This is a genomic window from Roseinatronobacter ekhonensis (assembly GCF_900499075.1).
Classification (GTDB): Bacteria; Pseudomonadota; Alphaproteobacteria; order Rhodobacterales; family Rhodobacteraceae; genus Roseinatronobacter; species Roseinatronobacter ekhonensis.
Genome location: NZ_UIHC01000058.1, coordinates 1 through 13,844 on the forward strand (window position 1 = coordinate 1; position 13,844 = coordinate 13,844).

16 protein-coding genes are annotated in these 13,844 nt (G+C 67.3%); 2 read left to right on the forward strand and 14 right to left on the reverse strand.

The window, feature by feature from the left end; genetic code table 11:
- From ROE7235_RS16680 to ROE7235_RS16720, 9 genes are all read right to left on the reverse strand, one after another.
- The coding region (locus ROE7235_RS16680; RefSeq protein ID WP_121096676.1) for a baseplate multidomain protein megatron at positions 1 to 3,073 on the reverse strand (3,073 nt) is incomplete at its 3' end.
- A 9-nt stretch (positions 3,074 to 3,082) separates the two neighbouring features.
- Positions 3,083 to 3,517 carry an NlpC/P60 family protein gene (locus ROE7235_RS16685; RefSeq protein WP_121096678.1) on the reverse strand — a complete coding sequence of 145 codons (435 nt, stop codon included), beginning with the start codon at positions 3,515 to 3,517 and terminating at the stop codon, positions 3,083 to 3,085.
- Complete coding sequence (locus ROE7235_RS16690) at positions 3,514 to 4,398, reverse strand: phage/gene transfer agent baseplate hub protein (protein ID WP_121096680.1); 885 nt, start codon at positions 4,396 to 4,398, stop codon at positions 3,514 to 3,516. Before ROE7235_RS16690 ends, ROE7235_RS16685 begins: the two co-directional genes overlap by 4 nt.
- Entirely contained in the window at positions 4,395 to 5,021 is a 627-nt protein-coding gene (locus ROE7235_RS16695; protein WP_121096681.1) for a DUF2460 domain-containing protein, read from the reverse strand. Before ROE7235_RS16695 ends, ROE7235_RS16690 begins: the two co-directional genes overlap by 4 nt.
- Complete coding sequence (locus ROE7235_RS16700; protein WP_121096683.1) at positions 5,021 to 7,186, reverse strand: phage tail tape measure C-terminal domain-containing protein; 2,166 nt, start codon at positions 7,184 to 7,186, stop codon at positions 5,021 to 5,023. The genes ROE7235_RS16695 and ROE7235_RS16700 overlap by 1 nt, the downstream gene beginning before the upstream one ends.
- Positions 7,167 to 7,307, reverse strand: a complete 141-nt coding sequence (locus ROE7235_RS20685; RefSeq protein ID WP_245964007.1) for a DUF7697 family protein — start codon at positions 7,305 to 7,307, stop codon at positions 7,167 to 7,169. Before ROE7235_RS20685 ends, ROE7235_RS16700 begins: the two co-directional genes overlap by 20 nt.
- A 98-nt stretch (positions 7,308 to 7,405) precedes the next feature.
- On the reverse strand, positions 7,406 to 7,843 hold the full coding sequence (locus ROE7235_RS16710; protein ID WP_121096687.1) for a hypothetical protein: 438 nt from the start codon (positions 7,841 to 7,843) through the stop codon (positions 7,406 to 7,408).
- Entirely contained in the window at positions 7,843 to 8,781 is a 939-nt protein-coding gene (locus ROE7235_RS16715; protein WP_121096689.1) for a phage tail tube protein, read from the reverse strand. Before ROE7235_RS16715 ends, ROE7235_RS16710 begins: the two co-directional genes overlap by 1 nt.
- Positions 8,782 to 8,805: 24 nt before the next feature.
- Entirely contained in the window at positions 8,806 to 9,228 is a 423-nt protein-coding gene (locus ROE7235_RS16720) for an acyl-CoA transferase (protein WP_121096691.1), read from the reverse strand.
- Positions 9,229 to 9,362: 134 nt separating this feature from the next.
- Between ROE7235_RS16720 and ROE7235_RS16725 the strand changes: the two genes are divergently transcribed.
- Positions 9,363 to 9,677 (forward strand): hypothetical protein, encoded by a 315-nt coding sequence (locus ROE7235_RS16725; protein WP_019956764.1) that lies wholly within the window; start codon positions 9,363 to 9,365, stop codon positions 9,675 to 9,677.
- Positions 9,678 to 9,728: 51 nt separating this feature from the next.
- Here ROE7235_RS16725 and ROE7235_RS16730 read toward each other — a convergent pair whose 3' ends face one another.
- Positions 9,729 to 10,358: a DUF6441 family protein gene (locus ROE7235_RS16730; RefSeq protein WP_121096693.1), complete on the reverse strand. Its 630-nt coding sequence runs from the start codon at positions 10,356 to 10,358 to the stop codon at positions 9,729 to 9,731.
- Positions 10,355 to 10,669, reverse strand: a complete 315-nt coding sequence (locus ROE7235_RS16735) for a head-tail joining protein (protein ID WP_183073554.1) — start codon at positions 10,667 to 10,669, stop codon at positions 10,355 to 10,357. Before ROE7235_RS16735 ends, ROE7235_RS16730 begins: the two co-directional genes overlap by 4 nt.
- A gap of 15 nt (positions 10,670 to 10,684) precedes the next feature.
- Here ROE7235_RS16735 and ROE7235_RS16740 point away from each other — a divergent pair, with 15 nt between their 5' ends.
- A complete protein-coding gene (locus ROE7235_RS16740; protein ID WP_121096695.1) occupies positions 10,685 to 11,530 on the forward strand; it encodes a PGN_0703 family putative restriction endonuclease in 846 nt (281 codons plus the stop codon).
- Positions 11,531 to 11,534: 4 nt separating this feature from the next.
- Here ROE7235_RS16740 and ROE7235_RS16745 read toward each other — a convergent pair whose 3' ends face one another.
- The 3 genes from ROE7235_RS16745 to ROE7235_RS16755 form a co-directional block, all read right to left on the reverse strand.
- Positions 11,535 to 12,548: a major capsid protein gene (locus ROE7235_RS16745; RefSeq protein WP_121096697.1), complete on the reverse strand. Its 1,014-nt coding sequence runs from the start codon at positions 12,546 to 12,548 to the stop codon at positions 11,535 to 11,537.
- Between the two features lie 24 nt (positions 12,549 to 12,572).
- Positions 12,573 to 12,938 carry a head decoration protein gene (locus ROE7235_RS16750; protein ID WP_121096699.1) on the reverse strand — a complete coding sequence of 122 codons (366 nt, stop codon included), beginning with the start codon at positions 12,936 to 12,938 and terminating at the stop codon, positions 12,573 to 12,575.
- Between the two features lie 4 nt (positions 12,939 to 12,942).
- Positions 12,943 to 13,844, reverse strand: a 902-nt coding sequence (locus ROE7235_RS16755) for a Clp protease ClpP (protein WP_183073555.1), incomplete at its 5' end; no start/stop codon positions are given.

The window sequence follows — 13,844 nt, forward strand, 5'->3', positions numbered from 1 at the left end:
GCGGCCGATGCGCGGGCTGGTCCTCGGTCAATTGCGGCAGGTCCATCAGCACCGCATCCGGCGCGCCGAACACGACAGCACGCGTCAGCGACGCCGCGCGGGGATCGCCGGGCGGCAGATCGTAGGTTGCCCGGTCCTCGCGGACCGCCTCGATCCCGCGCGCCTCGGCGTCGGCGATGGAGACGAGCCGCAGATCGACCAGCCGCCCGTCATGCTCCAGCCGGATCGCGTCGGCCGGGTCGAGCGCGAGGCGAGAGGGCGGCAATCGGAACGCCGCCGTCTCGCGTCCCACCCATGCCTCCATCAGGGCACGGCGGCAGCGCCGCTCGGCCTCCTCGGGCGGCACCGCCATCGGGAAGGACTCGGAGGCGATGCGGGTCGTGTCCACCGTGATGCGCCGCGCCTCGACGAGGGCCGCGTCGTAATCCTCATCCGCCCGCGCGACCTGCCATTTCAGGGCTTGCGGCAGTTCGGTCTCCTGGCCGCGCGTCAGTTCCAGCACGTCGCCCTCGCGGGCGGCGACCAGATCGTCGTGGACGAGGGTGGCGACAGAGGCCCGGCCGCGCATGACGAAGCGGATCACGCCCTCGGTCTCAACGGCGTCGAAGCCGAAGTGGCGCGACAGCGTGGTGATCGAGGCGCGCGGGCTTTCGAGCGCGGTGATGGCGTAGCCCTCGACCGCGCCCCAGAGTCCGGAGACGTCGATCCTCGCCTCGGGCAGCCCGGCGCGCAGGCAGAGGTGCCGGACGAGTGCGGCGAGCGACGCCGCGCCCAGCCTTCCGGTCAGCCAGTGCCCGAGCCGCCAGTTCGCCCCGTCCGTCCAGACGTCGGTCAGCGCCGGGAAGAACGGGTACGGCCGCGCGTCCCATGTCCAGGCGGCGCATTCCGGCACATGCACCATGCGCGCGCCGTAGACCGAGGACAGCGGGTTGTTGGCCGGGGCGCCCCACCAGAGATAGGTCGCCTCGAGATACGCGCGCTGGATCGCGTCGTCCCGCCAGCCGCGCGAGAAATGCGGCGTGAAGCTCTCGGACGATTTCGGGTCGAAGAACACGTTGGGCTGGTTGGTCCCCCGGTCGATGGCGGGACAGCCCAGCTCGGTGAACCAGATCGGCTTCGACTGCGGTACCCATGCGGTGGGCGTCCCGCTTTCCACCCCGCCCGGGCGGTTGTAGTGCGGGTTCGACCACCAGGCGCGCAGATCCTTGTAGCGGAAGACCCATGGCTTGCTGGCGGCGCCATCCGTGATGGCCGTCCGAACCTGCGAGGTGCGATCCGCCGCGCTGGCATAGAACCAGTCGAAGCCTTCGCCGCCCGCGATGTTCGCCTGCAGATAGGCGCGGTCATAGATCGCGGGCCAGCCCTCGGCCCCGTCGAGATGCTCGAACCCGTCGCGCCAGTCCGACAGCGGCATGTAGTTGTCGATCCCGATGAAATCGATCTCCGGATCGGCCCAGAGCGGGTCGAGGTGGAAGAACACGTCGCCCGAGCCGTCGCCCGGCTGGTGCCCGAAATATTCGCTCCAGTCCGCAGCATAGCCAATCGTCGTGCCGGACCCGAGGATCGAGCGGACATCGGCAAGCAGGTCGCGAAAGGCCTGCACCGCCGGATAGGTGGTTGCGCCCGAGCGGATCGTCGTCAGCCCCGGCATCTCGGTGCCGATCAGGAAAGCATCGACCCCGCCCGCCGCCGCGCAGAGATGGGCGTAGTGCAGCACCATGCGCCGCAGACCCCAGTCGCCGGAGGGCCCGGTCCATGAAACCGACTGACCCGAGACGCTGAAGCTCGCGGGCGTCGCCGCGCCGAACAGCGCCGCTACTTGGCCTGCCGCCGTGGCGGTCTTGTCGACGGTCCCGGCGTAGCCCGCCGCCGGAGAACAGGTGATCCGCCCGCGCCAGGGGAAGGCAGGCTGGCTCGTCTCCGCGGCGTTGTCGGAATACGGGTTCGGCAGCGTGTTGCCGGGCGGCACATCCATCAGGATGAACGGATAGAAGGTGACCCGCAGGCCCCGCGCCTTCATCTCCTGGATCGCCTGCACGACGGCAAAGTCCGACGGCGTGCCACCATAGACAGGACGGTCCTCGTCGTCGCGGCTGACGAGGAAGGCGTCGGCGCGGCTGACGCCATTGACCGACCAGGTGGCGGGCGTGGTCGATTTGGCCGATACCTCGACGCCCGGCCGCACCTTGCAGGATCCCGCGCGCAGATCGTCACCGAACCACGCCACCACGAGGCTGACGCTTGTCACAGCAGGGGCCATCGCCTGCAGCCGGTCCAGCGCCTCCACCATGTCGGTGGAGTCGGCCAGCGCGTTCAGGTTCTCGGGCACCGTCGTGCCGCCATCGGTCTTGCGGATGGCCTGCGTCGCGTAGGTGAACTCGCCCGAGGCCGGGATCATGGTGACGGCGCGGGTCAGCCCCTCCGCGGTGTCGGGATCGGCGAGTGGGCGGAACACCTCGAAGGAGAGCTGCGGCAGGCGGTTGCCGTAGGTGGAAAGCGCCAGCTCCTCGAAGACCACGTAAGCCGTGCCGCGATAGGCGGGCGTGCTGGCCGCGCCCATCTTCGCCGCGATGAACGGATCGGCCGTCTGCGCCTCGTCGCCCGGATACCAGCGCCAGGTGACGCCCGTGAGGTCCATCGGCTTGCCGTCGGCCCAGATGCGACCGATGCCGGTGATCGGCCCTTCGCACAAGGCGACGGCGAAGCTGGCATAGTAGAGATACTCGGTCGTCTTGACCTTGCCGCCCCCGCCTCCCTTGCCTCCGCCCTGCGTGGTGGTCCTGGTTTCCTCGCGGAAATCCGTCGCCCAGATGATGTTGCCGCCCATCCTCATGCGACCGTAGAGCCGCGGAATGACCGCGCCTTCGGTGGCCGAGGTGATGCGCAGCGTGTCGAGCCGCGCGCCCTCGATGCGCTGCGTGGGCGCGAGCGACGAGATGATCCAGCTGTCGACGACCGAGCCGATGCTGGAGCCGATGAAACCGCCGATCGTCGCGGCGCTCACACCGAGGATGGCTCCGCCGATGCTGCCGCCAATGGCGGCGCCGGCCGCGCCGAGAACGAGGGTGGCCATGTGTGGAACTCAGCGTTGCGGGAACAGGAAGGCGAAGGCGATGCGCCGCCGCCAGGATGGGGTGAGCGATTCCTCGATCACGCCCAGCCGCTCATAGGCATGCAGAAAGGTGTCGGGCGCGGTCAGGATCCCGACATGCTTGGCGATGGCGCGGGGCTTCATGCGGAACAGCACCAGCGCGCCGGGACCGGCCTCGGCGGGCGACACCTCGATCATCATGCGCCGAGCGCCCTCGGCCAGAACCTCGCGCGGACCGGTCTCGCCCCAGTCGCGGCTGTAGGGCGGGATCGGGAACGGCTCCGGCCCCACCACCTCGCGCCAGACGCCCCGGGCGAGGCCTAGGCAGTCGCAGCCGATGCCGCGCAGGCTGGCCTGGTCGTGGTACGGCGTGCCGAGCCATGACCGCGCGATGGCGATGACCCGCAGGGGGTCGGCGGAGGTCAAAGCACGGACCCTTCGTGGCCGCCATCCTTGGTGGCATAGCGGAGAACGGCGTCCTGGCCGGGGATGTTCGGGAAGCCGCGGAAGTTGACGGTGTTGGCGAACTTGGCGCCGCAAGTCTCCATCCGCTTGTCGCAGCCCGCACGGATGGTGAAGGCATCGTCCTCGGCGATCGAGCGCACCGGCGCCTCGAGCAGGGTCAGCAGGGCGATGCCATCCGTGACGTCATGGCCCAGCACCTCGGTGCGCCGCCCGGCGTTCGCGCCGCTCGTCCAGTCCAGTGTGCCGAAGGTGAACCAGCCTGAGGTGAATTCGCCCAGCCCCGAGGCGGTGAACGCCCTGTCGCGCAGGAGATCGATGACGGCGCCGGTTCCCTTGAAGGCGGTAGCCTCCAGATCGACGCCGCAGCGCGCGTCGCCAAGCGCGGCATCGCAGGTCGCCTGGAAGGTCCGCCCGACCGTCTGGCCCAGCACATGCGCGAGCGAGCGCACCTCGGCGACGAAGGCCAGCCGGCCGCGCCGGATCTGGCCGATGGCCCCGCGTCGCATGAGGACGCGCTGGCCCGTGTCGGCCCAGTTCACCCGCCAGACCTCGACCTCGGCGTTGTCCCAGCGGCCGTCGAGGATGTCGGTCTCGGTGATGCGGTCGGAGGTCAGCACGCCCTCGGCGTCCTGCGCATCGACGGACAGGTCCGAGCCCGAGCGGACCTCGGAGGCCGTCAGGCCGCTCTCGGGTTCGAAGTCCGTACCGTCGAAGCGGAGCGTCCGGTCGTGGTCGGTGAAGCCGAAACTCGCGCCATCGGCGCGCGCGATCCGCCAGCACCAGGCGAGCGTCGTCGTGCCTTGGTCGAGATGGACCTGCAGGGCGGGATCCAAGGTTTTCATCGGCGCAATTCCAGAAGCGGGATGGAGGTGATCGATCCGAGCCGCTCGAGATCGAGCGTCACGTCGAGGGCATCGGTGTCGAAGCGGACTGGCACGTCGAACTCGAAGCCCGCGGTGATCGCGACGCCGGAGCCCGGCGCGGCGCTGAAGGTGACGATGCCGGTGGCGGTGTCGACCGACCAGCCGGAGGGCTGCTCGACCCCGCCAAGCGCCGTGCGCACGGTTCCCGCCACAGGCTTGGCGATGGCGCGCGTCCAGGATTGCGCCCCGGAGGCGTAGCGCTTGACCAGCTGAAAGGCGGTCGTCGTGCCATCGCCGGTGGCGATCGCCTGGTCGGTCGGGGCCACCGCCTGCGACGGCAGGGAGGACTTGTGGTCGCCCCAGTCCTTGAAGCGGAAGCCATGCAGCCGCCCATTCCTCGCCTCGAAGAAGGCGACCACCGCCGCCAGATCGTCGGCGCGGCGGATGCCGTAGGCGACATCGTAGCGGCGGCGCGAGTTGGCCCAGCTGGCGTTTCGCTCCTCGTCGCCCGAGGCGAGCTCGACGATCTGCGTGCGCCGCTCCGGCCCGCCCCGCGCGCCCCGGCTGATATTGTCGGGAAACCGGACCTCGTGAAACGCCATCACATGCCCCTCCGGCCGAGCGAGACCGCACGGGCGATGTCGGCCGCAACCTGCGTGCGGGACTGCCGGAAGCTCTCAGCGTCGCGGGCCATGATGGTGACGTTGACCCCGCCTCCCGCGCCGTAGCTCTGAGCCTCGCGGCGTGACAGAACCCGCTCGCCCCGCTGCAGGATCGCGGGCACCTCGTCGTGGCGCAGCCCGGCCATGCCGCCACCATGCATCCGGGGCGCCGCCGCGAAAGCCACCGCCGGGACCATGCGCGAGGGACCCGCCGACCCGACCATCCCGCCCGCATGCAGGATGTCGGCGAAGATGCCGCCCGCGCCGCCGAGCGCGCCGGAGAGCGCGTTGGCGATCGGCCCGAGGATGAAGCGACGTGCCGCGAGCCTTGCCAGATCGGCGATCATGGAGGTGACGAGGTCGCGGAAGTTCAGCTTTCCGGTCTTCACGAACTCGGCCACCGCGTTCTCGGCGCTGGTGAACGCGCCGACCAGCGCCTGGCCGATGTCGGCCCCGATTTCGCGCGCCTTGCTCGCGTAGTCGCTGAGGGCCGCCGTGACCGCCTCCCAGCCAGTCAAGGCTTCCTCGGAGCCTGTTGCAGTGTCCGTCCCCGCCTGCCGCCCGGCCGCGCCCGCGCGGCCCGCGGCCGCGTCAGCCTGATCGAGCGCTTCGGTCACGCGCTGCGCGCCTGCCGCGGCCGCATCCAGCGCGTCTTCGACCTCTTCGCTAGAGCCGCGCATGGCATCGACCAGAGCTGCCACCGCGTCGCGCACACCGTCGAAGGCCGTGGCACGGCTCTCGGCTGCGCGTTGGCGGAAGCGCTCGGCGCTCGCGCCCATGTTGCTGGCGGCATGATCCAGCATCGACGCGTAGGATTGCGCCCCGAACCAGTCGATCTGGAAATCCGCCCCGATCCGGTCGGCCACGGCGTTGAAGGTCGGGCCGATCATGCCGAGGAACTCGGCCCATTTGCCGGACAGGAAGGCCATCAGCCGCGTCCAGATGCTCTCGATGTCGGCACGCAGCGCGCGGAAATCGTCGATGAAGGACGACATCGTGGTCTTGATGCCGTCCCAGACGGCGCGCGCCACATTGCCCATCAGCTCCAGTGCATTCCCGAAGCCGCCCGCGCCGCTGACAAGGCGGGAGAACTGGTAGACGAGTTCGCCCGCGCCGACGATCAGCGCGCCGATGCCGGTGCGGATCAGCGCCCCGCGCAGAAGCACGAGCGCGGTGGCAAGCCCGCGCACGGAGACGGCCGCAGCGACCAGTCCGGCGACCCAGCGCCCGGCCATCAGGGCGGCGAAGGTGGCGGCATAGGTGGTCAGGCGGCCGATGTTGTCGAATAGCGTGCGGATGGCGATGCCGAGCGGGCCGGTGGTGCGCGCGACCGCCGCCATGGCGTTCGCGACCGCTTCAAGCGCGGGCGCGGCGGCGGCGGCCAGCTGGTTCGAAAGCCCGCGCCAGATCAGCCCCAGCCGCGAGATGGCGTCATTGGTGCGTTCGATCTGGGCCGCGTCCTGGTCCGAGACCACCACCCCGAAATCCCGTACGTCCTCCGTCGCCTGTCGCAGCGTCGCCGTGTCGATCCGGGTGAACACCAAGGCCGCGCGGTCGCCGAAGAGCTGGGAGGCGACGGCGGCGCGCTCGGCTTCCGGCACGTATTGCCCCAGCGCCTGCTGGATCGCGGCGATGCGCGCGTCGAGCGGCATACGCTGCAGGTCCTCGGCGGACAGCCGCAGGCGGCGCAGCGCCTCTACCGCCGGGCCGGTCCCGGAGGCCGCCTGGCTGAGCCGTCGCGTCAGCTGGACCGTGGCCTGCTCGACCTGACCCATCGACACGCCCGCCAGATCGCCCGCGCGCTCGAGCACCTGAATGCTCGCGACTGTGGTGTCGAGGGAGGCCGCGAGCTTGGCCTGCGCATCGACAGTCTGCAGCCCGGAGCGGATCATCGCCACGCCAGCGGCGGTAGCCGCAGCCACGGCGGCAGCAGCGGCCACGCGGACACGCCGGGAGAAGGCCGCGAGCCGGGCGTTCGCCGCTTCCATTTCGCGGCTGAGCCGTCCGAAGCCGCGCGATCCGGCTTCGCCGACGCCTTCCAGCTCGGCGCGCACCTGTCGTCCGCCCACGGCCGCAAGGCGGACGCTAACCCGTTTTTCCGCCATGGGACTGATCCATCTGTTCGTTGAGTTTACTGACCATCACCGCCTCGATGACGGGCAGCAGTTCGGCCATGGCGAGGGGCGGCACGCCGAGGGCACGTGCCATGGCGAGCGCCGCGCCCATGTCCCAGCCCAGCACTGCACCGGGGATCACTCGCAACTGGCCACCAAGACGGCCGACCAGATCCCAGACCTGCCAACCCTCCGGCGTTTGCGGCTGGTTCAGTCTTGCGGGGCAGTCGGGGCAGCGCCCCGTGCAGGCCGTGCAGTAGCGGTCGCCCCCGCCGAAGGACCAGTCGGCGAGAGCGCGGAGACGTTTTTTTCCAAGTCCAGGATCAGGCCGCGCGCGACGTATTGGGTTTGAAAGGCCTCAAAGACCGGCCAGATTTCCAGCAGCGCGTCGATGCCAGAGGGAGTGACCGGAACGATGTTGCCCGAGTCATCGCCGACGCCTTCCCATTCCAGCACCGCGCGACGTGCCACGGCTTTGGCCATGGCGAGGGCCAGTTCCTCTTGGGAAGCACCATCGGGCAGTCCTTCGATTGCCGGATCGGCCCGGGCCGAGACCATCAGGGCGGTGGTCAGGGGGGCAACCAGCAGGCGCAGGCCAGGGGCGAGGTCCAGCCATTGCGGCGTGGCGGTCAGGTTCAGGCGGATCATCAGTATGCCTCGATATCGTTGATCAGGGTTGCGGTGCACATGCGGGCGGGGCTGGCAGCTTTCGCCGCTTGCCAGTCAAAGGTGGCCTGCACTCCCTGCGGCCCGGAAATCTCGATCCGGGGACGCGGGAGGTAGACGGCGTGAACGGTGAAGGTGAAGGTTTCGCCAGAGGGCAGGACATAGGAGAAGCTGATCTCGCACGGATCGCCGTTGATTGCCTGCGTCACCAGCGTGCTGTCGGCAAAGCGGACCTCGATCCGGCCAGTCAGGGCTGCGATGGACGGATCTGCCCCGTCGATCTTGCCGTCGCTGCGGATGGTCTCGATCCGGTCGAGGTTGTTGGCATAGGTGATCTCGGCCGAGACAACGTTGCCGAGTGCGCTGCCATTGCGACTAATCGCGCCGTTGAAATGGCCGAACCGCTTCAGGCCCAGTTCAGCAGGCGTGCCCGCGCCGCTCAACGTGGCGATGGTCTCGCCTTGCGCCACCAGCCGGGCGGTGGCAGTCAGCAGGCCGGATCGTTGCACCTGCCACGACAGCTGATCCAGCACGCAGCCCGAATACATCGCAAAGCGCGGCACCTCGGGCATGCCGGTCTCGATCGACATTGATGGCAGGGTCCAGCTGCCCGAGCGGAACTCATGGGTGTATGGACCAGCGCCAGAGGTGATCGGATCTCCGAAGGCCGCCTTCAGCCAGAATCCGAAGGCCTCGGCGTCGATCGGCACCATCACATCGCCGTCGGCCGTCACCGCGTCCTTGATTGGGGCGAGAGGGTCGCGGCCATACCCAAGCAATTCGCTGTTCAGGAGAGGCTGTTCCGATCCCAGCGAAGTGCTGGCGAAGGGCATCTTCGTGAACCCACTGACCGGCGGGGTGCCGTAAACTGTCTCATACGCAAGCGCCATCTGCGCCCGCGCACCTTGCGCACGTGCCATGGGGGTCTCCTTTATGGTGGGGTGTCAGGCCAACGGGCCGGTGGTGGTATAGTGCAAGACGACGGTGATCACCGCCGCCTTCAGGGCCGCCGCGCCCTCAATCGGCAGATCGACCGAGGCCGGGGCTTCGGGTTCAATCCAATCGCAGAGGCCGCCCAGCGTGCGGTCAGCCTCCAGCGCCGTGCCGATGGCGGCGATGAGGGTATCGAAGGCGCTGGCCCGACCATTCGGGGCCTGGACGACGACTTCCAGCTCGGTGCGGTGCTGGTAATGATAGCGCAGGGGCGACAGCGTCACCTCCGGCTCGCCCGGCTGGCCGTCGCGCAGTATGATCTGCCCTGCCGCCGGGATCCGCTCGGGCAGAACCTCGTCGCGCAAGGTGAGGGCGGCAAGCGGAAGCAGCCGCGCGTGAAGTGCGGCGAGGACATTTTCGCGGGATGTGGGCATTGTCGTTGGCTCTGTGTTATGGCCTGCGCAATCAGAGTGCAGGCTAGTTTACTGATCTTGTAGGAGTACTTGAGCCAGATCAGTGACCTGCAGGGGCTCTCGTGTTAAATGATCAGACATACAGGAGGACCGACATGCAATTTCAACTGAACACTGATTCCAATATTCAAGGGAACGACGGCTTGGCAGATGAGGCCGAAACGGTCGTCACTTCGGCGCTGGGACATCTGACCGACCGATTGTCCCGGATCGAGGTCCATCTGGCCGATGTGAACGGCGCCAAAGGCGGGTCTGACGATATTCGCTGCACCGTCGAGGCACGCCCAGAGGGGATGCAGCCGCAGACCGTCACCCACAATGATGCGAATGTGGACGCAGCCCTGCGCGGTGCGGCGAAGAAGATCCGCTCACTGTTGGATAGCGAATTCGGCAAGCTGGATCGGCGCTGAGCTCCCCGATGGCGTAAGCGATCCGGTTTTGTCGATCTTCGTCGTCACCATTCATCGCCGACCCTCTACCCAATTGGCCACGATCAGTCCCGGTACGCCGTCCACCGCACGCTCTGCATCCCGCGCCAGATCCAGCCTCTTGCGCAACTTGACCTGCGGCACCAACAGAAAGATCGGCACGGTTGCCACGCCGCGCCCGGTTTTTGACTTGCTCGCCACCGCGCGACCCTTGGTGTTCAGCCGCCCTTCAGCGACCAGCAGGCTCGGTCCGCGACGACGGTATATGAACCGCAGCCGCAACCCAGCTCGGCGTTCCCATTCGCCGGGCGTGATCCGTCCACCCTTGCTGCTTTTGCCAGCGGCCGCTGTTGGGATCGCCAGCCAGAACCCGTTCTTTGACCGGATAAGTGGGCCGGTGTCATGCGCGCCGATGATGACCGGCGCATTTGACCAGACCAGTGCTGCTGCGCTCAGACTGTCGCCGGACTTCGGAAAGCTCGCGAGCCGGATAGAATTGCCAAGTCGGGTGCCGAGCCCCGCGCCGGTAATCTGCGTTCGCCAAGCGGATTTGAGGCCAGTTCCGGCTTCGCGTATGGCGGCAGTCACGGCGCGCTCCCCCGCCGCAACCTCCGCCGCCATCATGGCGACGATGTCAGGATCAATGGCGAGCTTCAGTTTCATGCCGGACGTAAATCCAAGGTCCAGACAAGCCGCTCGCGGTCGCGAACCGGCTCGCCCTGAATGAGGAAAGCCTCGCCGTCGATCTCGATCCTGTCGCCGGGGCGCGGGTTCGACACTTCTGCCACCTGCAGGTCGACGCGGGTGGTTTCCGACCAGAGCCGGGCGTCGCCGAAGTCGGTGACAGCATCGGCGCGTCGGGCGACGACGCGCACAAGAACGGGCGCGCCGCCGTCGGCGATATAGACCGCGTCGCGCCCTATGTTGGGATCGGCGAAAAGCACGGATATCACGGATGCAAATTCGCTGGTCACCGTTATACTCTCTCCATGAAACAGGAATCGCTTTCAGTAAGCCCGGTTCGGAGCCGGGCGCTTTCCGCTCTACGTGGTGCATTTGCCCGTCAGCGCCCCGACGTCGCCATTGATGACAAGGGTTATGCCCCCGATTTTCACGATACACTTTTACCCTTGGTGTCGCCGGAAGACTTCGCGGCCGATCTCAGCGCAGGGGACGGGAACGAACTGCAGACCAAGTTTCGCGCCGCCCATTCTTCTTCGGGCCTTGCCGTGAACTGTTTTGCGCCATTTCGCAGACGGATCACCGACCTGACGCTTCCGGGCAGTGCCCCGTTTGAGGCGCTGCAGTTCGAACGCAAGTGCCCAACTGGCCTTCGTGGCGGTCGCGCCCCAAATCTCGACGTCGTTCTTTCAAGTCCGACAAGCATGATCGGGGTCGAATCCAAGCTGACTGAATATCTCGCCAGGCACCGTGCCGCATTCTCCCCCGCCTATGCCGAGCAGATCCGCGACGCGCGGCGCGAGCAGGGATACTTTCGCGAGATGCTCCGCCTGATCGATGCACCTGATGGCTACGTCTGGCTAGATGCCGCGCAATTGATCAAGCATGCTTTCGCGTTGGCGCGCACTTTTCAGGATCGGCATGTAACCCTGCTTTACCTCTATTGGGAGCCCACGAACCCGGATGCCAGTCCCGAATTCGCAGCCCACCGGCAAGAGATAACTGCCTTTGCAGAACGTGTGGCGGGATCGACGCCAGAGTTTCGGGCGATGAACTATCCGGAACTCTGGCGCTCTTGGGCCGCTGCCGGGCCATCGGAGTGGTTGGCTCAGCACCTCGAATCCTTACGCGACCGGTACGAAGTCACCCTTTGAACCATCACGTCCGCCGTGCCGAACGCAGCACCTGCGGGCGGGTGCAGATCGGCAGAGGATTACTCTCGATTTCGAGCCGCACCCACTCATCACGATCCCGGTCGGGGATCATCCGCGCGTAGAGCGGCTGGCCCAGCGTGTTGACCGTCTCAAACGTATCGGCGGGGGCGTGATAGATTTCGAACAACCCGTCGACGGCTTCGGGGTAGAACACCGCCTTGTCGGTGGCCACGCCGAAGCCCGCTCCGCCCCGGTAGCGGCGGAAGGTGATGCCGCCGAAGCTGACCTCGTCGGCGATGCGGGACCGCAAATCAGCAGCAGCGGCGGTGTTGAGGTAGGTCTCGCGCACCTCCTTGTGCGCCACCAGATCTGCGAAGAAGGCCGAGCCGCATTCGGCACGCAACGCAATCGCACCGGTGGCAAGCCCACCCATCACATCCTCGACGCTTTCGATCAGCGCCTGGCAGCGTTTGCGCAATGCGCCCGAGGCTGGGGTGGCGTTATCGAGATCGAAGTCCACTTCCGCAGCCGGGGTGATGCCGAACTCAGTGAAATAGCTCACGACCGTGGCGCCGTCGCGCGGGTCTTTCACCAGCCCCTGGATGCCGTTGAAGAGGTGATACTCGAAGGTGGTCTCGGCGTCGTTGCGCAGCCGGCCCAGCTTGCGGGCGACTTCGGCCTGCACCTGCTGGGTGGCAGACTCGCTGCCGAAGTCGCGGACCTGCTGGATTTCCGAGGCCCAGATCACGTCCTGCTTCTTGAACTGGCGGCAGACGAAAGCGCGCACATCGCGACGTTCAGGGGTTTGCTGGTCGTAGGCCGAGCCGCGTTCGGAGAACGGGATCAGCGACAGCGTGCCGTCGCGGCTTTCAATAACAACGGTGCGAGAGCGCACGCCGCGCGGCCCGAACAGACCCGAACCCGACAGGGTTGCGGGCTTGAAGGGGATGTTTTCGAGCGCACGGGTGAGTTCGATGATCGAGAAGGCATCGCCTTCGAAAATGTCCATAGTGGCCATGGGGTGCCTCCTGATTTTGGGGGGTTAGCGGACGAGGATGCCGAGCGTCAGCAGGGCAGCGTGGGCAGCGGCGATCTGCGGCGCGGTGGGCGTGCCGGGGATGGTGATTTCATACTGGTTGACGATGGCGGGGCCGCGGATCAGTACGACGGCGTTCTTGTCGCCACCGCTGGCATCGACACTGTCCCAGAGGATGGCCGCCGCCGTCTGAGTGCCGTTCGATGCGGCGGGATCGTGGGCCGCGTATTTGCCCGAGGCGGTGATCTTGCCCAGAATGGTGCCGGGTTGGAGATTGCCAGAGGCCAGAACGACAGTGCTGCGGCAATAATCGCGGAGCGCTTCCCAGACGAGGAAGCCGCCCGCGTGGCGGGTTTCAGTCAGCGTAGGCATGGATTTATCCTTTCAGACGGAAGGTGCGGGCAATGACATCGCCCCAGGGACGCGCGCCAGAGGGACAGCCGGGTTGCGGATGGGCAGCGGAAATGTCGGGTTCCGCTGCGGCGCGGGTGGCCAGCAGGGCGGCGCGGACGTCGTCGAGGCCGGTGTCGCGCTCGAGGAACCGCCCGGCCATTTGCGGCTGACCCGCCAGACGGCAGAGATCGACGACGGCGCGAGCATGGGTCAACGCTGTGGCACGGATGCAGGCGGCATCGGCTGCACCGTTGGCAGCGGCAACGGTGCAATGGGCTTCGGGCGCTGGCGCGGCGTCCGTAGGCAGGACGGTGTCAGCGTCCAAAGTCTCGGCAGCACCAAGAGTTTCCGCCCCCGGGTCAGAGTCCGGATCGAGACCCATCGACGGGGTTTCAACAGCATCAGGGCCAGTGGCGGCCAAGTGGCTGTCGGGTGCGATGTCTGGGTTGGCATCGCTAGTAGCGGGTTCGTCGTCAGACGCCTCGCCTGCAAGACCTGCGGTGATGTCACCATTTTCTCCATCGGCCGCAGCCGCATCCCGCCCGTCTGCCGTGACATCAACCAGCGAAGGGGGCGCATTACGAAAACGCCCCACATCGAACCGCGCGGCCATCCGGACCGGCTCTGCAATCCGGTCGGCAAAGCCAAGATCGAGCGCGTCCTTGGCATCAAGCCAGGTCTCTGCCGCCATCAACGGGGCGATTTCATCCTGCGACCTGCCAGATTTGGCGGCATAGCCCTGCAACAGGCTGCCCTTTATCTTGTCCAGCGTCCCGGCCATCTCGCGCATGTCCGCCGCCGTGCCCATGACGAGGCCGGAGGGATCGTGGATCATCAGGAAGGCATTCTCGGGCATGACGATCTCGTCGCCCGCCATCGCGATGT